The 22,082-nt window shown below is 65.0% G+C and carries 18 protein-coding genes; 9 read left to right on the forward strand and 9 right to left on the reverse strand.

Annotation, left to right across the window (positions count from 1 at the left end; translation table 11 throughout):
* Window positions 1-66: 66 nt before the first annotated feature.
* From dxs to FR728_RS02520, 5 genes are all read right to left on the reverse strand, one after another.
* Window positions 67-1,989 (reverse strand): 1-deoxy-D-xylulose-5-phosphate synthase, encoded by a 1,923-nt coding sequence (gene dxs, locus FR728_RS02500; RefSeq protein WP_149891066.1) that lies wholly within the window; start codon window positions 1,987-1,989, stop codon window positions 67-69.
* Between the two features lie 662 nt (window positions 1,990-2,651).
* The gene (locus FR728_RS02505; protein ID WP_149891067.1) at window positions 2,652-3,800 is read right to left on the reverse strand and encodes a helix-turn-helix transcriptional regulator; all 1,149 of its coding nucleotides are present in this window, start codon (window positions 3,798-3,800) and stop codon (window positions 2,652-2,654) included.
* A gap of 187 nt (window positions 3,801-3,987) precedes the next feature.
* Entirely contained in the window at window positions 3,988-4,251 is a 264-nt protein-coding gene (locus tag FR728_RS02510) for an exodeoxyribonuclease VII small subunit (protein WP_149891068.1), read from the reverse strand.
* Between the two features lie 154 nt (window positions 4,252-4,405).
* Window positions 4,406-5,335 (reverse strand): histone deacetylase family protein, encoded by a 930-nt coding sequence (locus tag FR728_RS02515; RefSeq protein ID WP_188318764.1) that lies wholly within the window; start codon window positions 5,333-5,335, stop codon window positions 4,406-4,408.
* 532 nt (window positions 5,336-5,867) lie between these two features.
* Entirely contained in the window at window positions 5,868-6,863 is a 996-nt protein-coding gene (locus FR728_RS02520; protein ID WP_149891069.1) for an L-threonylcarbamoyladenylate synthase, read from the reverse strand.
* A gap of 242 nt (window positions 6,864-7,105) precedes the next feature.
* Here FR728_RS02520 and FR728_RS02525 point away from each other — a divergent pair, with 242 nt between their 5' ends.
* From FR728_RS02525 to FR728_RS02535, 3 genes are read left to right on the forward strand one after another with little or no spacing between them, the layout of a single operon-like run.
* Window positions 7,106-8,887, forward strand: a complete 1,782-nt coding sequence (locus FR728_RS02525; RefSeq protein WP_149891070.1) for an acyl-CoA dehydrogenase family protein — start codon at window positions 7,106-7,108, stop codon at window positions 8,885-8,887.
* Window positions 8,888-8,922: 35 nt separating this feature from the next.
* Window positions 8,923-9,663, forward strand: coding sequence for a crotonase/enoyl-CoA hydratase family protein (locus tag FR728_RS02530; protein ID WP_149891071.1), 741 nt, complete (start codon window positions 8,923-8,925; stop codon window positions 9,661-9,663).
* An 8-nt stretch (window positions 9,664-9,671) separates the two neighbouring features.
* Entirely contained in the window at window positions 9,672-10,538 is an 867-nt protein-coding gene (locus tag FR728_RS02535; protein ID WP_149891072.1) for an SDR family oxidoreductase, read from the forward strand.
* 82 nt (window positions 10,539-10,620) lie between these two features.
* On the opposite strand, the gene FR728_RS02540 is transcribed toward FR728_RS02535, so the two are convergent.
* Complete coding sequence (locus FR728_RS02540; RefSeq protein ID WP_149891073.1) at window positions 10,621-11,661, reverse strand: DnaJ C-terminal domain-containing protein; 1,041 nt, start codon at window positions 11,659-11,661, stop codon at window positions 10,621-10,623.
* Window positions 11,662-11,837: 176 nt separating this feature from the next.
* Entirely contained in the window at window positions 11,838-12,335 is a 498-nt protein-coding gene (locus FR728_RS02545) for an RT0821/Lpp0805 family surface protein (RefSeq protein WP_208998626.1), read from the reverse strand.
* A 75-nt stretch (window positions 12,336-12,410) separates the two neighbouring features.
* Here FR728_RS02545 and pdxH point away from each other — a divergent pair, with 75 nt between their 5' ends.
* Window positions 12,411-13,046: a pyridoxamine 5'-phosphate oxidase gene (pdxH, locus tag FR728_RS02550; RefSeq protein WP_149891074.1), complete on the forward strand. Its 636-nt coding sequence runs from the start codon at window positions 12,411-12,413 to the stop codon at window positions 13,044-13,046.
* Window positions 13,047-13,072: 26 nt separating this feature from the next.
* On the opposite strand, the gene FR728_RS02555 is transcribed toward pdxH, so the two are convergent.
* Window positions 13,073-14,047, reverse strand: a complete 975-nt coding sequence (locus tag FR728_RS02555; RefSeq protein ID WP_149891075.1) for a magnesium transporter CorA family protein — start codon at window positions 14,045-14,047, stop codon at window positions 13,073-13,075.
* A gap of 212 nt (window positions 14,048-14,259) precedes the next feature.
* On the opposite strand from FR728_RS02555, the gene FR728_RS02560 reads away from it, so the two are divergent.
* On the forward strand, window positions 14,260-15,228 hold the full coding sequence (locus FR728_RS02560) for a DUF1499 domain-containing protein (protein WP_149891076.1): 969 nt from the start codon (window positions 14,260-14,262) through the stop codon (window positions 15,226-15,228).
* Between the two features lie 30 nt (window positions 15,229-15,258).
* Here FR728_RS02560 and FR728_RS02565 read toward each other — a convergent pair whose 3' ends face one another.
* On the reverse strand, window positions 15,259-16,164 hold the full coding sequence (locus FR728_RS02565; RefSeq protein ID WP_244304357.1) for an MBL fold metallo-hydrolase: 906 nt from the start codon (window positions 16,162-16,164) through the stop codon (window positions 15,259-15,261).
* A 269-nt stretch (window positions 16,165-16,433) separates the two neighbouring features.
* On the opposite strand from FR728_RS02565, the gene FR728_RS02570 reads away from it, so the two are divergent.
* The 4 genes from FR728_RS02570 (at window position 16,434) to pstA (ending at window position 22,056) form a co-directional block, all read left to right on the forward strand.
* Entirely contained in the window at window positions 16,434-17,801 is a 1,368-nt protein-coding gene (locus FR728_RS02570) for an ATP-binding protein (RefSeq protein WP_149891077.1), read from the forward strand.
* Between the two features lie 337 nt (window positions 17,802-18,138).
* A complete protein-coding gene (locus FR728_RS02575; protein WP_149891078.1) occupies window positions 18,139-19,176 on the forward strand; it encodes a substrate-binding domain-containing protein in 1,038 nt (345 codons plus the stop codon).
* Between the two features lie 70 nt (window positions 19,177-19,246).
* Window positions 19,247-20,716 carry a phosphate ABC transporter permease subunit PstC gene (gene pstC / locus FR728_RS02580; RefSeq protein ID WP_149891079.1) on the forward strand — a complete coding sequence of 490 codons (1,470 nt, stop codon included), beginning with the start codon at window positions 19,247-19,249 and terminating at the stop codon, window positions 20,714-20,716.
* A complete protein-coding gene (pstA, locus tag FR728_RS02585) occupies window positions 20,716-22,056 on the forward strand; it encodes a phosphate ABC transporter permease PstA (RefSeq protein ID WP_149891080.1) in 1,341 nt (446 codons plus the stop codon). Before pstC ends, pstA begins: the two co-directional genes overlap by 1 nt.
* The last annotated feature ends 26 nt before the right edge of the window (window positions 22,057-22,082 follow it).

Consider the following 22,082-nt stretch of genomic DNA (forward strand, 5'->3'; position numbering starts at 1 on the left):
CGCGTGAGAGCGGGGCAGGGCAATCGCGGCAGCAGGTCAGGGGGCGCCGGAAGACGCCCCTTTCCCTCAGCCGTGCAAGGTGGTGCTGCGCAATCCACCGGTGCCCAGAGCCTGGAACACCTTGGTGACGATGCCTTCGGCAGTCAGTCCGGCGTCGCGATACATCACATCCGGCTTGCCGTGATCCTGGAACAGGTCGGGCAGGGTCAGGCTGCGCACCTTGAGGCCCCGGTCCAGAAGACCGCGATCCGCGAGGGCGGACAGCACATGGCTGCCGAAACCGCCGACGGACCCTTCCTCGACGGTGACCAGCACCTCGTGTTCGCGCGCCAGTCGGGCAATCATGTCCATGTCCAGCGGCTTGGCGAAACGGGCATCTGCCACGGTGGTCGAGAGGCCGGCGGCCTCCAGCTCGGCAGCGGCCTTGAAGCACTCGCTCAGGCGGCCCCCGAAGGACAGCAGCGCCACCTTCGTGCCTTCCTGACGGATCACGCCCCGGCCGATTTCCAGGATGGACCCGCGCTCGGGCAACTCGATGCCGACCCCTTCGCCGCGCGGATAGCGGAAGGAGATGGGGCCTTCGTCATAGGCCACGGCGGTCGCGACCATGTGCCGAAGCTCGGCCTCGTCGGACGGCGCCATGACGACGAAATTCGGCAGGCAGGTGAGGTACGCGGTGTCGAAGGCGCCCGCATGGGTCGCCCCGTCCGCGCCGACGAGACCGGCCCGGTCGATGGGGAAACGCACAGGTAGCTTCTGGATCGCCACGTCATGGACGACCTGATCATAGGCGCGCTGCAGGAAGGTCGAGTAGATGGCGGTGAAGGGCTTGTAGCCTTCGGTCGCCATGCCGGCTGCGAAGGTCACCGCATGCTGCTCGGCAATGCCTACGTCGAAGGTCCGCTTCGGGAAGGCTTCCTGGAACAGGTCGAGGCCGGTGCCGTCCGGCATGGCGGCGGTGATGGCCACGACCTTCTCGTCCCGGCGCGCTTCCTCGATCAGCGAGGTGGCAAAGACGCTGGTGTAGCTCGGCGCATTGGCCTTGGGCTTGGCCTGCTTGCCGGTTACCACGTCGAAGCGCGAGACCCCGTGATACTTGTCCTTGGCCCCTTCCGCCGGGCCGTAGCCCTTGCCCTTCTGGGTAACCGCGTGGATCAGCACCGGGCCGTGATGGGTGTCGCGGACATTCTTCAGGATCGGCAGTAGATGGTTCAGGTTATGACCATCGACCGGCCCGACATAATAGAAGCCGAGTTCCTCGAAGAGGGTGCCGCCGGTCATGAAGCCGCGCGCATATTCCTCCGCCTTGGCCGCCTTGTCGGCAAGGGGCTTGGGCAGGTTGCGCGCCAGCGACTTGGCCACGTCGCGGAAGCTCTGATAGGTGCGACCGGAAACGAGCCGTGCCAGATGGGCCGACAGCGCGCCGACCGGCGGGGCGATGGACATGTCGTTGTCGTTGAGGATGACGATGAGCCGGGACTTCAGGTGCCCGGCATTGTTCATCGCCTCATAGGCCATGCCGGCGGACATGGAGCCATCGCCGATCACCGCGATCACATTGTTGTCGCCACCCTCGAGATCGCGGGCGGCCGCCATGCCGAGGCCCGCCGAGATCGAGGTGGAGGAATGGGCCGCGCCGAAGGGATCGTAGGGGCTCTCGTCGCGCTTGGTGAAGCCGGAAAGTCCGCCGGGCTGGCGCAGCGTGCGGATACGGTCGCGGCGCTCGGTCAGGATCTTGTGCGGATAGGCCTGATGGCCCACGTCCCAGATCAGCCGGTCCTTCGGCGTGTCGAAGACATAGTGGAGCGCGACGGTCAGTTCGACCACGCCGAGACCCGCACCCAGATGGCCACCCGTCTCCGACACCGCATCGATCATCTCCGCGCGCACTTCTTCCGCGAGCTGCGGAAGCTGGTCTTCAGGGATGGTCTTGAGGTCTGCCGGACAGGTAACCTGGTCGAGAAGAGGGGTATTCGGCTTGATGGACACGCGGAACCGGCTCCAGTCTGTTCACATGACGCGCAGGCTTACACGATGCTTAGATAGGGTGCAAATCGGCGGAGAAAACGGTCTCCCCGAATTGTTAATCAAGCCTCTGCCGTAAAATCGATATCTTTGGTCAAAATGTCTTATCGGACGGCGTCCATTGGCATTTTTTCCTCCAAATCACCCATATGGGTGATGCTTTTCATGTGGAGCTGGAATAAACAACTAGCCGTGGTCGATGGGGCCACGTGCACAGTGATCAACTGAGGCCGCTTCGTGCGGCCTCTTTTTTTGACCCGTGCAGGCTCCCGCCGCGACAAACTGCCCTGTTTGGCAGAGGCGGCGTCGGGCGTCGACGCAAACGTCCATAGCGCAATTTCGATCTCGGGATCGATAACGCCCTCAGGATCGACAACGCCTGCGACGCAGATGCGTTCCGTAGCGCTACGTAGTTATTTTAATCTATACGCCTTTGCGGGTGATTTGGATCACTGCTCCGGAAAATTTTCCCTCATCTGAGTCATTTTGAGACAACTCGATGATTCCGTTGCGTCATGCGATCACTGTCGCAGGCTTGCTGTAGGCGGAGTGGCACCCGAAGCGCAGCTTTCACCTCTGAAAGAGACTCGGGGCGAGGTCTGCGAAGATCATGCAGGCAATCTGGATCAGAACAGTCCGCCTAGCCGGTGCAGTAGACGGGCCAGTTCGAGTTGGGACTGGGTGTCTGTCTTCTCATAGATCCGCCGCAGGTGGGTCTTGGCCGTGTTGCGAGTGATGCTCAAGTTGTCGAGCGTGGCCGACAGGGAGGCGCTGACCGAGAGATCATGGGCAAGCCGGGCCTCGCTCTGGGAAAGCCCGAATCGTGTCTGGAGGAACTCGCGGATCTGCGGCTCGATGGACGACGAGGAGCGGATCTCGACGAGGATGTAGTTCCCGGTTCCAGGGGCGGCCTTTCGTTCCTCTTCCACGATCCCCTGCATGTGGACATGGAAATAGCCCTCTTCGGGCTGACTCAGCAGGATGGATTTTTCCGGGTCGGTCACGGCCGCCATGAGCAGCTTGCGCGAGAGCGGGCGGCGGATCCCGGCGAGGAAGCGCTTGAGGCTGGCAAGCGGGGGCTCGAGACTCGGGTGGACCGCTGCAAGCTCTCCATTGTCGCTGCGGAAGAGGTCGCCCTTCTGCAGGAGAGCGGTCGCGGCCGGGGTCGTCACCAGAATGCGCAGGGTCTCGTCGACGAGAATGGCCGCATGTTTCTGGTGGGTGAGCATCGAGCGGTAGGCGGCCAGATCCCTTGTCGCCGCGTGCAGTTTGTCGCAGACGGTCAGGCTGCGGCTGAGGGCCCGGGCATAGGGGCGCAACCGTGTGAGCGCGCTGTCGAAGGTCAGCGTGTCGGTCTCCGGGGCCTCCCAGATCGCGGCGAGCAGGATGACCTTTTCCTGCGATTTGAACACCGGAGTGATCAGCAGGCTGCGTGTGGCCCAGTCCTCGAGCGCGTCAACCGGCGGACGTGAGGACGAGACCTCCGTGGCCTTCCAGTAGGGGTAGTGCACATCTGCATGATCCAGCAGGAAGTGCAGCGCATTTCCGCCTTCCACCTGCAACCCGTTGAGCCAGTAGACGAGGCAGTTGACCTCATTGATATCCGCATGAACTCCGCTCGGCTTGTGATCCGGCCCGAACTCGATGAGAAGGACGCGGCCGCCCAGATCGCGGCCGAGTGCTTCGGAAACGTCGTTCCAGGCAGACGGTGCCTCCACGCATTCGTGAATGCGTTCAAGCAGGCGGTAATCGGGTTGCCGTGTGGATCCAGACATGCCGGAAATTTTTACGCGTCCGAAAGAAATTGCAAGCCGCGTCTGGTCGCATCAGGAGATTTGCGCAATCTTGAATTGCAAAAGTCTTGTTCCGGAATGGAAAGAATAAGCCTGCATGGCTGAAAACCGGCGCGAACGCGTCTCCGCGCCGGGGCACGCAGCAGTAAGGCTGAAAAAGTGAAATGGATCAGGCTTCCGGATCCAGAGCGGATGTTCCGGTCGCGGTGCCGTCCTGACCCATCTGGATCTTCTCGACCTTGGCCTCGGCTGCACGCAGCAAGGCGTCGCAATGGGCGCGCAGCTGCGCGCCGCGTTCGTACATGTCGATGCTGCGCTCCAGCGGAACGTTGCCCTGCTCCAGTTCCCGCACGATGGTCTCGAGCTGCTTCAGCGCCTCTTCGAAGGAGAGGGCCGAAAGGTCGGACTGGCTTGCGGAAACCTGCTGGGTCATGGAGCACTCGCTGGAGACGAAAGGATCGTGTGTGGCGCCAGCCTACCCTGACGCGCCCCGAGGTCAAGGCGCGAGGCCGGGTGGGCCCGGGTTCTCCTCAGCCCATTTCGGCCGCTGGCCCGGGCGCTCAGGGAAGGGCAGGGATCGTGACTGCTCAGCCGGTCATGAGGGTGAGCACGTGTGCGGCCACCGAACGCGCCAGACCCTCCAGGTCGTAACCCCCTTCGAGAATGGAGACGAGGCGCCCGTCACAATGCCGGTCCGCCACGTCCATCAGGCTCTTGGTCGCCCGCGCGAAGTCGGTCTCGGTGAGGTTCAGTCCGCCCAACGGATCCCGGATATGGGCATCGAACCCGGCGGAGAGGATCAGCAGATCCGGCCGGAAGGCCTCGAGCCGGGGCAGGATGGCAATGTCCAGGGCCTCGCGGAAATCTGCACCGTCGGCGCCAGGCGAAAGCGGCGCGTTGACGATGGTGTTCGCATCGCCGGTCTCGGAGAGGGCGCCCGAGCCCGGATAGAGCGGCATCTGGTGGGTCGAGCAATACATCACGGTCGGGTCGGACCAGAAGATGTCCTGGGTGCCGTTGCCGTGGTGCACGTCGAAGTCGACGATGGCGACCCGCTCCACCCCGTACTGGCTCTGGGCATAACGGGCAGCGATGGCCGCATTGTTGAAGAAGCAGAAGCCCATCGCCCGGCCGCGCTCCGCATGGTGCCCGGGAGGGCGCGACGCGGAGAAGGCATTGTTGACGCGCTTCTCGGCCACTTCATCGACCGCGCGGCAGGCGCCGCCGACACCGCGCAGAATGGCCTCCCAGCTGCCCGGCGACAGGGTCGTGTCCGCGTCCAGCCGCACGAGCCCTTCCTTGGGGGCCTTCACATGCAGGCTGTTCACATAGGACATGGGATGCGCGCGGGCGATGTCTTCCACCCGGCCCACCGGGGCGAGGTCCCGTTCCAGGGCATGAAAGCGCTCGTCTTCCAGGATCCGGTCGATGGCCCGAAGACGGTCCGGACGCTCCGGATGGCCGATCGGGGTCAGGTGATCGAGGAAAGTGGTGTGATGAAGCAGCAAAGTGGACACGGGAAAAGCACCAGACACATTCATACGGCCGGATAGGACGAGCAGCTTGGCGCCGCGTGCAGGGCCACCGGGTCGGACCGCAGCGAGAAGCAAGGGTGGTGCACAACCCCATCTGAGCGATCCGGAACCCCGGTGTCAATCGCAACTCTTGGTGCATGCGCCAGGGCGCAGATCGCTTGCCTTGCGGCAGTTCGGCGCAGGGCTTTCGCGAGGTGGGAGCGGGATGGGGTGCGATGTGACCCAGGGGCGGCACGCTGAGAAACAGGGGCCGCACGCAAAGAAACGGGGCCGGCCCGGGCTCAGGCCGTACCCCGTCAGAGGTGCGAGCAGATACGCGCTCGAGGGGAGGTCCGCACAAATCGAATTCACCTCACTAACGTAAGGGAAACGGCGGCGACAGGCGACTGCGTCTTTGGTCGGCATGTCCCTTGCCTGTGCAAAACCTGAGGCTCGCGGCGCGATTGCAACAGGTTCCCTGTCAGGATTTGCAAGGTCTTGCGCGCGAGGGCTCTGTCAGAGGTCTTCAGGCGGCTCAGGATCTCGGTGCGGCGGCGCGCGAAAGCCGGTCGTTGATGGCCTCGCCGAGGCCCTGGAAGGGAATCGGCGCCACGCAGATCGCGCTTGCGCCCGATGCGTCGAGGGCACGCAGGCCGGAGAACAGCCGTGCGGCGGCCTCCGTCAGGTCACCCGAGGGGCTGAGGTTGAAGATCGCCCTGGCCTGATCGGCCTGACCGGGCAGCTCCGGCCCGAAGGCGAGCAGGGCCTCTCCGGCCAGAACCTCCGTGGCATTCAGGCGAACGCCCGCGTTCGGGGCGTAGTGGGACGACAGCATGCCCGGAGCCAGCGGCGCGGTGTCCCCGTCCAGCTGCTGGGCGCTGGCGATCGGATGGCCGAGCAGGGCTTCCACGTCTTCCCGGGCCAGTCCGCCGGGGCGCAGAAGCGTTACTGTCTCGCCCTCGACGGCCAGAATGGTCGATTCCACCCCCACCCGGCACGGGCCAGCGTCGATCAGCCAGGTGAGGCTCGTCTCCAGATCCCGGGCCACGTCATCGGCCGTCGTCGGACTGATCCTGCCCGACAGATTGGCGCTGGGCGCCGCAATCGGGCGTCCGGTCATGCGGGCCATCAGGCGCATGACCGGACCTGCGGGCACCCGCAGGGCGACCGTGTCCAGACCGGCGGTCGCGAGGCTGCTGATGGTCGAGGTCGGCGCCCGGGGCACGACAAGCGTCAGCGGACCCGGCCAGAAGGCTTCGGCAAGGCGCGTTGCGGTGGGCGAGAAGAGCCCGTGTTCGCGCGCCTGGGCAAAGCTGTCCACATGAGAAATGAGCGGATTGAACTGGGGCCGGCCCTTGGCCTCATAGATGCGGGCGCAGGCCTCCCCGTTGGTGGCATCCGCCGCCAGCCCGTAGACAGTCTCGGTCGGCACGGCGACCAGCGCGCCCGCGATCAGCGCCGCTGCGGCCTGCGCGGCTTCGGCGGCGTCCGACCAGTTCGTCGCATTGAAATTCACCTGCCAACGGTTCATGTCTGGTTCCGGCTCCGCTCACGCCGTTCCCGGCAACAGGCCATGGGAAAGCGACGCTTGGTCATCCTGAAACAGGCTGTGAGGAGTGAGACACCTGCCCCAAGGAAATGGGTTGACGTTTACGTCAAGGATACTACTGTCCGCCTGAAACAGTCCTGTGAAAAGGGGCTTTTGCGGTGCCGTCGCCCTCCCGTCAAGGGATCTCGCGCACCGTGCTTAAAGAATGAACTGGGAGGTACGGCATGTACAAGGCGCCCGTTGGCGAAATCGCATTCACCCTGTCCGAGATCTGCGGTCTGAAGGATCTCCAGTCCACGACCCGCTTCGCTGAAGTCAGCGACGATCTGGTCGAGGCCATCCTGACCGAAGCCGGCCGTTTCGCCGCCGAAGAGATCGCCCCCCTGAACAAGGTGGCCGACACCCACGGCACGCCGTTCAAGGATGGCGCCGTCACCACCCCTCCGGGCTGGAAGGAGCTTTACAAGGCTTGGGCCGAAGGCGGCTGGAACGGTCTGAGCGCCGGTGAAGAAGGCGGCGGCCAGGCCCTGCCGGTCATGCTGAACACCGCGGCTCTGGAAATGTGGAACTCCGGCTCCATGGCCTTTGCCATCGGCCCGACCCTGACCATGGGCGCCGTGGAAGCCATCGAGCGCCACGCCAGCGATGAGCTGAAGGCCACCTATCTGGAGAAGCTCGTCTCCGGCGAGTGGATGGCCACCATGAATCTGACCGAGCCGCAGGCCGGCTCCGACCTCAACGCCCTGCGGTCCCGCGCCGAGCGTCAGGACGACGGCACTTACCGCATCTTCGGCCAGAAGATCTTCATCACCTATGGCGAGCACGACATGACGGACAACATCGTCCATCTCGTCCTGGCCCGCCTTCCGGATGCCCCCGCCGGCACCCGCGGCATCTCGCTCTTCCTCGTGCCGAAGTTCTTCGTCAACGAAGACGGCTCGCTGGGCGCGCGCAACGATGTGCGCTGTGCCGGTGTCGAGCACAAGATGGGCATCCATGGCTCGCCCACCTGCACCATGGTCTATGGTGACGAGGGTGGTGCCATCGGCTGGCTGATCGGCGAGGAAAACCGCGGTCTGGCCTGCATGTTCACGATGATGAACAACGCCCGCCTCGCCGTCGGCGTCCAGGGTCTGGGGGTCGCAGAACGCGCCTTCCAGCAGGCCCTGTCCTATGCGATCGACCGCAAGCAGGGCCGCGCGCCTGGCGACAAGGGCCCGGACATGAGCCCGATTGCCCGTCATCCGGACATCAAGCGCACGCTGCTGGCCATGAAGGCCCGCACCCAGGTAGCCCGCATTCTCTGCTATGCCTGCGCCCACGCCATCGACATGGCCCACGCGGCCGAGAGCGATGCGGACAAGGCCTTCTGGAACGAGCGCGCCGGCGTGCTCACCCCGCTCGCCAAGGCCATCTCCACCGACTTCGGCTCCGAGGTCTCCTCGCTCGGCGTGCAGATCCATGGCGGCATGGGCTATGTCGAGGAAACCGGCGCGGCCCAGCACATGCGCGATGCCCGCATCGCCTGCATCTATGAAGGCACCAACGGCATCCAGTCCATCGATCTGGTCCTGCGCAAGCTGCCGCTCTCCGGCGGCGAGCATGTGACGGGTTATCTCGGGGAACTCGGCGCCATCGCTGACGAAGTGGCTGCATCCAATCTCGAGGGTCTGGCTGGTGTCGGTGCCCGTCTGAAGCAGGCCGTGGCCGATCTGTCGGAAACGACCGCCTGGATGATGGCAGCTCAGGCCGAGGGCCGTGTGGCTGACGCCCTGTGCGGTGCGACGCCTTACCTGCGCCAATTCGGTCTGACGGTCGGTGGCGTTCTGCTGGCCCGTGGCGCCCTGCGCTCCACCGGTGACCACGCCCATGGGGCGGCGGAACGGGCGCTGCTGGCCCGTAACTTCGCCGAGACCATCCTGACCGAGACCATCGGCATCAAGGCGGACATCCTTGCCTCGAGCAGCGCGATCCAGGCCTTCGATCCGGAAGCGCTGGCGTCCTGAGCCGAATCCGCATTTCGGCAAGGGAGGAACCGCCGATGATTGAAAGAACCCTGAAGGACGGTGTCAGCCTGTTGCGGCTGTCCCGTCCGGAAAAGAAGAACGCGCTGACGGCGCAGATGTACACGGACCTGTCGGAAGCCCTGGAAGACGGGCGCGACAACCCGGACGTGCGTTGCCACGTGATCGCCGGGGTGCCCGGCGCCTTCACGGCCGGCAACGACATTGCCGACTTCATCAAGATGGCCTCCTCGCCCGGGGGCATGATGGCGACGCCGGTGATCCGCTTCCTGAAGGCCCTGTGCCACAACGAAAAGCCGATGGTCGCCGCCGTCGATGGCCTGGCCATCGGTGTCGGCACCACGCTGCTCTTCCATTGCGACATGGTCTTCGCCACGCCGAAGTCCCTGTTCAAGACCCCGTTCATCGATCTGGGACTGGTGCCCGAGGCCGGGTCCTCGCTTCTCGGCCCCCTGACCATGGGCCACCAGCGGGCGTTCGAGCTCCTGTGCCTGGGTGAGGGCTTCTCGGCCGAGCGCGCCCATGCGGCGGGTCTCGTCAATCACATTGGCGAGGATGCGGAGGCTCAGGCCATGGCCTGTGCCGCCCGCATTGCTGCGAAGCCGCCGGAGGCCATGCGCCTGTCGCGGGATCTCCTGCTCGGCGACCGGGCGGCGTTGATCGCCCGCGTCGAATACGAAGCCCACATCTTTGCCGAACGCCTGCTCTCGCCCGAGACCCAGGCCGCGTTCCAGGCCTTCATGAGCCGCAAGGGATAAGACACCACATGACGAACCTGTCCGGTAAGACCCTCTTCATCACCGGCGCCTCCCGGGGCATCGGCAAGGCCATTGCCCTGCGCGCGGCCCGCGATGGCGCCAATGTGGTTGTCGCCGCCAAGACGGCGGAAGCCCACCCGAAGCTGGAAGGCACCATCTATTCCGCGGCCGAGGAAATCGAGGCGGCGGGCGGCAAGGCACTGCCCCTGCTGCTCGACGTGCGCGACGATGCCGCCGTCGAGGCTGCCATGGCCAAGACCGCCGAGACCTTCGGTGGTCTGGATATCCTGGTGAACAACGCCAGCGCCATTCAGCTGACCCCGCTGGCCCAGACGGACATGAAGCGCTTCGACCTGATGCATCAGGTCAACACGCGCGGCACGCTCGCCTGTTCCAAGCACGCCATCCCCTATCTGGCCAAGTCCGACAATCCGCACATCCTCACCCTGTCGCCGCCGCTCGACATGCAGGAAAAGTGGTTCGCGGGCTTCACCCCTTACGCCATCGCCAAATACGGCATGAGCCTGGTGGTGCTGGGTCTGGCTGGCGAGCTGCGCAGGCAGGGCATTGCCGTCAACGCCCTGTGGCCGCGCACGACCATTGCCACGGCTGCCATCAAGAACATCATCGGTGGCGACAAGATGATGCTCCAGAGCCGCACTCCGGAGATCCTGGCCGATGCGGCCTACGAGATCTTCACGAGCCCGGCGCGCGAGTTCTCCGGCAACTTCGTCATCGACGACACGTTCCTCGCCTCGCGCGGCTGGACCGATTTCGACCAGTACCGGGTCGATCCGACCCAGGCCCTCGCACCGGACTTCTTCGTGCCGGATGACAGCAAGGCCCCGTGCGATCTGGGCCCGGTCAAGGCCTGACCCCGGTCACGCTCCACAAGCGAAGTCATGAAAAAAGGCGGGAGGAAACTCCCGCCTTTTGGTTTTTCGGTGCGTGCCGCGCTCAGTCGAATTCCGGGCCGCGCGCCTTGTAGGGCGTGGTCTCCCGCCAGGCCTTCATCAGCGTGGCCAGCTCCCGGTCCTCGTTGGGCGGCAGCACGATCTGCAGACGCACGAGCAGGTCTCCGTGGCCGCCGGTCTTGGTCGGCAGGCCCTTGCCCTTCAGACGCATCACCTTGCCCGAGGAGGCGTTCTCCGGAATGCTCAGGTTCACCGCGCCGGTGAGGGTCGGAGTGCGCACCTTGGCCCCCAGGACAGCCTCGTAGAGGGTCAGGGGAAGGTCGAGGATCAGATCGCTGCCGCGCACCTCGAAGAGGTCATGCTTGCGGAACCGGACCTCGACCATGGCATCGCCGGGCTGGCCGCCATTGGCACCCGGATGGCCCTGGCCGCGCAACCGGATGGTCTCGCCCTCGGTCGTGCCCACCGGAATGGTCACGTTGACCGTCTTGCCGTTCGGCAGCTTGACGGCGGTCTTGCCCGCGTTGACCAGCTCCTCCAGCGAGACATGTGCGACGATCTCCGCATTGTCGCCCTTCTGGGCCTCGGGCGCGCGCTGGCGGGTGCCTGCGCCGGCCCCTGCGCCAGATGCGCCGCCACGGCCGCGCCGGCCGCCGCCGAAGCCGCCGAGAATATCATTCAGGATGTCGTCGAAGCCGCCGCCACCGCCGGCTCCGCCAAAGCCGCCGGTCGCGCCGCCGCCGCCGGGGCCGCCCCCGGGGCCGCCACGGGCGCGGAAGCCGCCGCCACGGGTCAGGTCATCGAAATCGGAAAAGCCGGAGAAGCCGCCCGCGCCGCCGCCAAAGCCACCGGTGAAGCGCGGCTTGCCCTCCGCGTCGATCTCGCCGCGGTCGAACTTGCCCCGCTTCTCCTTGTCACCGACGATTTCATACGCCTGGTTGACTTCGGAGAACTGGCGCTGGGCCTCCGGATCATCTCGGTTCTGGTCCGGATGGTATTTCTTGGCCAGCGTCCGGAAGGCCTTCTTGATCTCGGCCTCGCTCGCGGACTTTGCTACGCCGAGAACGCTGTAAGGGTCACGCATCTGTTGATCACCAATTCAAGTGTACTGGGGCACCGTTCCGCACTGTGGCAGGGACGATTGACACAGGGAACTGGTGCGGGTCTTGACCGGAATATCGGAATTGATAGGAAAAAATTCCATACCGCCGAGGCGGCTCGGTCCGCTTTATAGTCGTTTTACCGGGATTTTCCCGCGCTTCAAGCCGCTTCGACCGTCAGGCTGGTGATGGTCAGCTGCTGACGGACATCCTTGCACGCGATTCCCGAATAAAGGCGGACACCGGCAATCGTGTTTGCGGTGGTCTTGAAGGCCACGCAGCCGGTGCTCTCGGCCTGGGACTGGTCGATCCCGCTCAGGCTGCCGGAATTGCCGGTGAGCGGATTGGTCCAGGAAAACCGCTGGGGGGCGGGAGCACCTGCGCCATAGGCCATGGCACTGGAAGGCTCGGGAGCATCGATGATCTGCGCCAGCGTCGCGGTGATCACGGCGCGGTCACCGTCCTCGATGTCGGCAAAGGCCTGGTCGGAAGAAGAGGGCAGGGAGCCCGTCAGCACCATCGGGGTCTCCACGTCGGACGAGCCGAGCGGGACGCTGATCTGGCTGCATCCGCCGGTCAGGCTTCCGGCGAACAACGCCACGAGGGACAGCCACTGGATCTTTGCCTTGAAGGGCGTATATGAAAAGCGGTGTGCCAAGGGGTTCTTCTTTCTCGATGCCCCGCTTGCATCTCACGAAACTGATCGTCTCACAAGATATCCCGGCAGGACAAAATGACCAACCATGAGCCTTCGGCAAAGGAGTTAACAAAAGGTGACTTTACGGAGGTTACGGATCCGTTTTCGCTTTTTTCCGCGTGGCTTGAGGATGCAACCCAGTCCGAAGTGAACGATCCCAACGCTCTCGCCCTCGCAACTGTGGATGAATCCGGCCTGCCCAACGTGCGCATGGTGCTGCTGAAGGGATTCGATGAGAGGGGATTCGTTTTCTACACGAATTTCGAGAGCGCCAAGGGGCGCGAGCTCCTGTCCGCCGGCAAGGCCGCCATGTGCTTCCACTGGAAGTCCCTGCGCCGCCAGGTCCGCATTCGCGGCCTCGTCCAGCAGGTGAGCGACGCGGAAGCCGATGAGTATTACCAGTCCCGTCCGCGCGGCAGCCGCATCGGGGCCTGGGCGTCCAAGCAGTCCCGTCCGCTGGAAAGCCGCTTCGCACTGGAAAAGGAAGTCGCGAAATACACGGCCAAATTCAACATCGGCGAGATCCCGCGCCCCGAGCACTGGTCGGGAATGCGTCTTGTGCCCACCCAGATCGAGTTCTGGCACGACCGTCCGTTCCGCCTGCATGACCGTGTGGTCTTCCAGCGGGAGGCTGATGGCCAGCCCTGGGGCAGCCAGCGCCTCTATCCCTGATATCCCGTGACCGGGTGTGGCGGCTCTTACAGGAGCCGCCGCAGCCGCAGCACCAGATAGGTGACCAGCACCAGCCCGCCCATGACGGCCAGCGCATATTCGAAGCCGTAGGCCCAGTCGAGCTCGGGCATGAAGCGGAAGTTCATGCCGTAGATCGAGGCCACCAGCGTCGGCGGCAGGAAGATCAGACCCAGCACCGAATAGGTCTTGGCGGTCTGGTTCTGCTCCAGATTGACGAGGCCGATGGTCGCGTCGAGCAGATAGGACAGCCGGTTGTCCAGCGCGTCGCCGTGTTCCTTGATCGAGTGGAGATCGCGACCGTAGGTCTTCAGCATCCGCTTTTGGCTGTCCTTGAACTTCACCTTCTCCGGGCGGCTGTCGATGAAGAGCAGGAGCCGCGACAGGCCGGTGCAGACGTCGTGCATCTTGGAGATCTGCAGTCCGATGCGGCCCTGATCCTTGATGGCATCCTTGTAAAGCGTGCTCTTGCGGGCCGAGATGCCGTCCTCGAAGACCTTCTGGCTCATCACGTCCACCTTGGCCGAGGCTTCCTCCATCACATCGGCGCAGCGGTCGATGATGAATTCGAACAGGCCGACCACGATTCCCGGACCTGAATGGGCGGAGGGGGGAAGATTGCCGACCTTGCGCTCGAAGAGCGTGATGGACACCGGCTCCCCGTGGCGCACCGTGACGAGGCGGCTCTGGGACAGCACGAAGGTGACGGACGAGGTCTCCGGGTCGTGGGTGCGCGCCGCGATGGGCAGCAGCGCGGTCATGACCAGTCCACCCGGCTCCTCGTAGAAGCGGGCGGAGGATTCGATCGAGCGCATCTCGTCGCGGGTCGGGATCTCGGCCCCCATCAGCTTCTCGCAGGCCTGCTGCTCCTCGCGGGTTGGCCGCAGCAGGTCGATCCAGACCGCCGCTTCGGGCACGTCCTCTCCCGGGGCGACCTCGATGCGGGTCAGACCGGTTCCATTGGGCACATAGGCAAGGATCATTCGGCTCTCCGGCTCGAGACGGCATCGGGGCAGGGGCGAAAGCAAATCCGTGAGCGCGCCCGTCTGCGCTGTTTCACCACGAACCCGCCGACCGTGGCAAGGTTCCAGCGTGGGGTGGCGAGGTCACCCGCGACTTGCGCGCGCCGCGCGGATCACCGATTGTGGGGCGAACTTGACCAGGGTCCGAGCATGGCAGGCGACCGAACGTGGCAATGACGAAGCGATACCCGACCTATCACGCCAGCGCGGCTGTGCCGAGCCGCGCGCTCGGGGCCATTGCCGTGCCGGTCGGCCTCGTTGCCGTGCTTGCCCATCGATTCGGCCTCATGTCGGCCTGGGACATGGTGGTGGCGATCTTTCTCGCAGCCGTGCTCGGCGGCCTTGCCCTGGCCCTGGCGCTTGTGTCCTTCCAGCGCCTGTGGCGCCGGGGCGGCATTGGCTTCGGTCAGGCGAGCTTCGGCCTGCTCTACGGCCTGATTGCGCTGGCTCCAGCCGCAGCCCTGCTTGCCAGCCCCCTGTTCCTGCGCGATGCGGCGGACGTGAGCACCAATCCGCTCGATCCGCCGGAACTGGTCCGCAACGAACTCGCCGAGGACGCAGCGACCGATCGGGTGCTGGATTCGGCGCTGGAGACCGTCGACCGGCAATTCGCCGCCCTGCAGGAAGGACGCCCGGCCGACATCGTGCCGCGCCGCTATCGCATGGCGCCCTCGCAGATCCACTTTGCCGCCCGCGAGGTCTTCACCCGCAAGGGCTGGCCCCTCGTCGACGAGATCCTGCCCGATCTGCCGGACATGCCGAGCCGCCTTCAGGGCGAGGTTCGCAGCCCCGTTCTCGGTCTCGTCCGGGATCTGGCCGTGCGCATCCAGCCGGATCCGCTCGGCGCGCTGGTGGACTTGCGCTCCGCCTCGCGAACGGGTCTGCGCGACATCGACGGCAACGCGGCGCGGATCCGCGAATTCCTGGCGGCCATGGATGAGGTGCTGCTGGAAACCTATGGACGCTTCGAGGTGCTCGATGTGTCCCTGGAGGAGGAAGAGGAGCTCCCGCTGCCCGAAACTCCATCCCTGGAACAGGGTGGTCCCGCGCCCCTTCCGGCCTTCAAGCCCTATCTGCCCGAGACGGACGAGGTTCCCTCGGAAGGGGGCGAACCAGCGCTTGCCGGTGCGCCCCAGACCTGATTCGGTCGTTCCGTTGCGCAGAGGCGCCCCTCAGGATGCGCTGAGGCGAAAGAGCCCGCCGAGGGAGGCTCCGGCCGGGGCCTCCACGGTTTCACGCTCCACCAGCGCTTCCAGGTGGGCCAGAACGGAGAGAGCGGCCGCAGGCTTGAGCTGCGGATCCAGTCCCGCATAGACCAGATCCACGATCTCGGGGATGCGCCTTGCGGTGCCGTCCAGCACCGCGAGGATCGACCGCTCCCGCCCGAGACGATGGGCCTTGAGCTGCGCCATGTAGCCGGCTGCATCGGTGACCGGCCCGCCATGGCCCGGCAGGAACAGGCGTTCGTCGCGCGCCTTCAGCCGGTCGAGAGACGTCAGATAGTCGGTCATGGATCCGTCCGGGGGCGCCACGATGCTGGTCGCCCAGGCCATCACGTGATCGGCGGAGAACAGGATGTCGGTTCCGCCAAGGGCCAGGCACAGGTGATTGGCCGTGTGGCCGGGGGTCTCCAGCGCCGTCAGCGTGAAGCCCTGTCCGTCGAACCTGTCACCGTCGCGCAGCTCCTGATCGGGCGCGTGATCCCGGTCGGCGCTGGCATCCATGGCGTTCACTTCCCCCTCGGCCATGGCCCGTGCGGCCCGGTGGGGCCCGCAGCCGATGATCGGTGCGCCGGTTGCGGCCTTCAGCCGGCGGGCGCCGGGCGAATGGTCCATGTGGGTATGGCTGACCAGAATGGCGGCGATCCGCTGCCCCTTCGTGGCGGCCAGCAGGGCCTCCAGATGCTCCGCATTGTCGGGGCCGGGGTCGAGAATGGCCACGTCGCCCGTGCCGATCAGATAGGTGTTGGTGCCGTGGAAGGTGAAGGGGCCGGGATTGCGCACCGTCATCCGGCGGATCCCGTCCGCCACTTCGACGGCTGTTCCATAGGCAGGCTCAAAGGCGCGTTGATGGTCCAAGGCAATCTCCGGTGCGATGCAGGTCTCTCCCGAGAGCTGGCATGCCCTGCGCCCTGATGCAAGACCGGGCAGGGCGGCAGGGGGTCTCCGGTCTGGCGCGCCTTGGACACAGACGCTTCACCCCATGGGGAAAGGCGCGCCTCTGTCGCCGGATTGACATGAAAATCATGTTAGCTGCGAGGCCCATTGCCTGGGGCAACAGCTTTCGCTACCAAACCCCTCATGGATAGCCGCCTAAATTCCAGACCCCTCAGGACCGTGCCGCGCCGATGAACCAGTTGAAGGACATTTCCAGGGATGCCCCGTCCGAGGACCGGATCCCCGACGCGCGCCGTTCGCCGCTGACCCGTATCGCCGAGTCGCGCTGGCAGATCCTTCTGGGGGCTGGGCTCGCCGGGCTCGCCACACTTGTCTACGACGTGCCCGCCCTCGTCAGTACATCGGCGGTTGCCCTTCAGGTCGCGATCGCAGGTCTGGTGCCGCAAAAGGCGCAGGCCCGGCGCGTTCAGGCGGTGAAGCAGCGCCAGCTCCGGCGCATGTGGCCGGGCACCGGCATGAAGCTGACCGTCGATGCTCTGCCCAACCCGTGTTTCGTTGCCGATGGGCGCGGGATCACCCGCTACGTGAACAAGGCGGCCGGCGAGCTCTACGGTCTTGTGAAGCCCGGCGATCCCCTGTCCTTCTATCTCCGCGCCCCCGCTCTGCTCGAAGCCTTCGACCGGGTCTGCCGGGACAAGCGCGCCGTTCAGATCACCTGGGTCGAGAAGGTGCCGACGGAAGCCTGGTTCGAGGCGCATCTGGCGCCGATCTTCATGCCCGGTGCCGGGGAGGGGGCCGTGACCTCCAGTCCCGATTTCGTGCTGGTCGTCATCCAGAACCAGACGGAGCAACGCCGGCTGGAGCGCATGCGCACCGATTTCGTCGCCAATGCCAGCCATGAGCTGCGCACCCCGCTCGCCTCTCTCACCGGCTTCATCGAGACCCTGCAAGGCCCGGCCCGTGACGATGCCAAGGCCCGCGAGACCTTCCTGAAGATCATGCTGGAACAGGCGGGCCGCATGCGCCGCCTGATCGATGACATCCTCTCCCTGTCCCGCATCGAGCTGAAGGCCCATGTGCGGCCGGTGGAGAAGGTGAACCTGGTGGAGATCGTCCGTCACAGCGCAGACGCCCTGGCACCTCTCGCCCGTGACCTGGACCTTGCCATCAACGTGGAAGCCCCGGATGCGGCGGCTTTGGTGCGTGGCGACCGCGACGAGCTGATCCAGGTGACGGAAAACCTGCTGGAGAACGCCCTGAAATACGGCAGTTCCGGCGGCCGGGTCGACCTCTCGGTCACCCGTGACGCCAGCGGCCGGGGCCATGTGCTTCAGGTGCGCGACTATGGCGAGGGCATCGCGGCCGAGCATCTGCCCCGCCTGACGGAGCGCTTCTACCGGGTCGACGTAGCCTCCAGCCGCTCCATGAAGGGCACCGGTCTGGGCCTGGCCATCGTCAAGCACATCCTCACCCGCCACCGGGCCCGACTGGACATCGTCAGCGAACAGGGCAAGGGCGCGACCTTCCGCGTTGCCTTCCCGCCGGCAGATGCCCTTCTCAAGCCGGATGCGGCCGAGGCCGCTGCCGCAGAGATCTGACCTCCCGGTCTCCGCCGCCCCGCCCCCGGCCGAAGAGGCGCAGACCGGGTTCCGCGGGTGACTCTGCGTCCGGTTGAAGATTGACGGTCTGTCACACGCGACGGGAACAGCCTTGGCAGGATTCCCGAGGAACCTCCTCCCCGAACATGACAAGTTACGGTTTCGTGTCCGTAGAATTCAGATTTTGTCTCATTATTTCAATGATTTGTGCTGTCATAAAACTGATATGAAAGCGTCATAGAAGTCACATGCACGCCGACTAGGTTCGCGGCTGTCGAACGGGCAACGATGACCCGTCGAAGAGATAGAAACCTTGACATTCAAAGGGAGTGGTCAAGTGAAGTTCAAGACCCTCGTTTCCGTCGCTGCCCTGGCAGCTGCTGCAACCGCCGTTGCCGGTTCCGCCCAGGCTCGTGACCAGATCCAGGTCGCCGGTTCCTCCACCGTCCTGCCCTACGCCTCCATCGTTGCCGAAGCCTTCGGCGAAAACACCGACTTCCCGACCCCGGTCGTGGAATCCGGCGGGTCTTCCGCTGGTCTGAAGAAGTTCTGTGAAGGCGTTGGCGAAAACACGATCGACGTGGCAAACGCCTCCCGCAAGATCAAGGACAAGGAAATTGCAGCCTGCGCCGAAGCCGGCGTGAAGGACATCATCGAAGTCCGCATCGGCTACGACGGGATTGTCTTCGCTTCCCAGAAGGACGGCCCGGCCTTCACCGCCTTCACCCCGTCTGATTGGTTCAACGCTCTCGGCGCCAAGGTGCTGAAGGACGGCCAGCTGGTCGACAACCCGAACGCCACCTGGGCTGACGCCAACGGCGAACTGCCGGCTGTCGAAATCTCCGCTTTCATCCCGGGCACCAAGCACGGCACCCGTGAAGTCTTCGAAGAGAAGGTCCTGAAGGCCGGCTGCGAAGAAACCGGCGCCCTGAAGGCCATGGTTGACGGCGGCATGTCCGAGAAGGACGCCGAGAAGGCCTGCATGGCTGTGCGCACCGACGGCAAGTCCGTGGACATCGACGGTGACTACACCGAGACCCTGGCTCGCATCGACGCCAACAAGAACGGCGTTGGCGTCTTCGGCCTGGCCTTCTACGAAAACAACACCGACAAGCTGAAGGTCGCGACCATGTCCGGCGTGACCCCGTCCACCGCGACCATCGCTTCCGGTGAATACCCGGTCTCCCGCCCGCTGTACTTCTACGTCAAGAAGGCACACATCGGCGTGATCCCGGGTCTGAAGGAATACGCTCAGTTCTTCGTCTCCGACGAACTCGCCGGCTCTGAAGGCCCGCTGGCTCAGTACGGCCTGGTTTCCGATCCGGAACTGGCCGCGACCCAGGCGGCTGTTGAAGCCGAAGAGACGCTGAAGTAAGCATCGTTCCCCGGAGAGGCGGCCTCGGGCCGCCTCTCTTGCTTTTGCCTGCTGTTCGGATTTTTGACTGATGGCGCTGTCCCTGCTTCTCCTGTGTCTTCTGGCCCTTTCCGCGCTGGCCTATGTGCTGGCCCGCGGCAAGGCCTTCAAATCGGCAGGAGGGGATATTCGCCTGCTGCATTCCCTTCCCGGCTACTACGGATGGAATGGCGCGCTCACCGTGGCCCTGCCGTCCCTCGTAGTCTTGGTGCTGTGGCTCGGGATCCAGCCGGCGGTGATCGACAACTCCGTCGCCTCCATGATCTCCGATCATGCCGCGGGTGAAAGCAACGTCGGCCTCGTGATGAGCGATGTCCGCCGGATTGCCGACGGTCTCGATCTCGCGGTCGAGAGCGGCGCCATGACCGAAGACTACGCCGGCAGCATCCATGCGGACCTCACCGACGTTCGCGGCCGCCTTGGCAGCCTGGGTGTCGCCCTTGGTTCGGAAGTGACCCAGGAAAAGATGCGCGCCGCTCAGGCCTACCGGTCCATGACGGCGACGGGCAACTGGATGCGCACCGGCGTGGTGCTGCTCCTGGCCTTCGTCGGGCTCGCGATCTCCTACCGCCGTGCCGACAAGGATTTCCGCGCCCGGAACTTCGTCGAGCAGGTGGTCAAGGGCATCCTGATCTCCGCCGCCCTGATCGCTATCCTGACTACGGTCGGCATCGTCTTCTCCCTGATCTTCAACACCGTCGAGTTCTTCAAGCTCTATCCGGCTACCGACTTCTTCTTCGGCACCACCTGGACCCCGAGCTTCGGCGGCGGGTCGGACCTCGGCATCCTGCCGCTCATGTGGGCGACCCTCTACATCTCCTTCATCGCCCTGGCGGTTGCGGTGCCCGTCGGCCTCTTCGCCGCGATCTACCTGTCGGAATATGCCGGATCCACCGTGCGCTCCGTCGCCAAGCCGCTGCTGGAAGTGCTCGCCGGCATTCCGACCATCGTCTACGGTCTCTTCGCCCTGCTCACCGTCGGCCCGCTTCTGGTGGAAGCCTTCGGCGAGGGCGGGATCCTCGGGCTCGGCTGGATGAAGGGTGGCACGGCCGTCATGACCGCTGGCCTCGTCATGGGCATCATGCTCATCCCCTTCGTGTCGTCCCTTTCCGATGACATCATCAACGCGGTGCCTCAGGCCATGCGTGACGGGTCGCTGGGTCTGGGTGCCACCCATTCCGAGACCGTGAAGCAGGTCATCCTGCCGGCCGCTCTGCCGGGCATCGTCGGCGCCATTCTTCTGGCGGCGTCCCGCGCCATCGGCGAGACCATGATCGTGGTGCTGGGGGCAGGGGCCGCCGCCCGCCTCAGCCTCAATCCCTTCGACGCCATGACCACGGTGACCGCCAAGATCGTCAGCCAGCTGACGGGGGATGCGGACTTCGCCTCGCCGGAAGCGCTCGTGGCCTTCGCCTTGGGCATGACCCTCTTCGTCATCACCCTCGGCCTCAATATCTTTGCCCTCTACATCGTGCGCAAGTACCGGGAGCAGTACGACTGATGACCGACACGTCCCTCGCCCCCGCGTCCTCGACGCCGGGCTCCCGCAGCCGGTCGCTGCTCGAGCTCGACCCGCACACGAAGAAGCGCAATGCCGCCGAAGCCCGGTTCCGCGTCTATGGCATCGTCGCCATCGGCATCGGTCTCTTCTTCCTCGTGGCACTGCTCTACTCGATCCTGAGCAACGGCCTGACCGCCTTCTACCAGACCTCCGTCACCCTTGAGGTGCCGCTGGTCCAGACCGAGATCGATGCCGCCGAGAAGTCGGTGGTGAAGACCTCCAAGTACCGGGACATGATCGCAGCTGTCCTGGTGCAGAAGATGGAACAGGCTGGCGTCGCAACCTCGATGAAGAGCAAGGAGCTGCTGCAGATCCTCTCTGCCGGCGCGCCGGGCACCCTGCGCGACCACGTGCTGAGCCACCCCGAGCAGATCGGCACCACGGCGACCTTCGACTTCCTCGCCTCGTCCCGCGTCGATGGCTATCTGAAGGGCCGCGTGACCCGTGCCGCTCTGGCCGAGGACAAGAACCTGTCGGCGGCGCATCTCGACATCATCGACCAGCTGGTCGAGAAGGGCATCGTCGAGAAGGGCTTCAACTGGAACTTCATCTTCGGCTCGGATGCGTCCGACAGCCGTCCGGAACAGGCCGGCATCGGCGTCTCCATGATCGGCTCGCTCTTCATGATGCTGGTCGTGCTGGTGCTGTCCCTGCCGATCGGCGTGGCGGCCTCCATCTACCTGGAGGAATTCGCTCCGAAGAACCGCTGGACCGACCTGATCGAGGTGAACATCTCCAACCTGGCGGCCGTTCCCTCCATCGTCTTCGGCATTCTCGGTCTCTCGGCCTTCATCCAGTTTGCACACCTGCCGCAGTCCGCGCCGCTGGTCGGTGGTCTGGTTCTGACACTGATGACCCTGCCGACGATCATCATCTCCACCCGCGCCTCGCTCAAGTCCGTGCCGCCGAGCATTCGTGACGCGGCCCTGGGCATCGGCGCTTCGAAGATGCAGTCCGTGTTCCACCATGTGCTGCCGCTGGCCATGCCCGGCATTCTGACCGGCACCATCATCGGTCTGGCCCAGGCGCTCGGCGAAACCGCGCCCCTGCTGCTGATCGGCATGGTCGGCTTCATTGCCTCCGAATTCCCCGACGGTGTGTTTGACGGGTTCCTTGCTCCCAATTCCGCCATGCCGGCCCAGATCTACGAATGGGCCAAGCGTGCGGATCCCGCCTTCTACGAGCGGGCCTGGGGCGGGATCATCATCCTCCTTGTCTTCCTCATGATCATGAACATCGTTGCGATCATCCTGCGCCGCAGGTTCGAGCGCCGCTGGTAAGGAGTGTCCCGTCATGTCCAGCTTCT

The organism is Roseibium aestuarii (assembly GCF_008477545.1).
In the GTDB taxonomy this organism is placed as follows: Bacteria; Pseudomonadota; Alphaproteobacteria; order Rhizobiales; family Stappiaceae; genus Roseibium; species Roseibium aestuarii.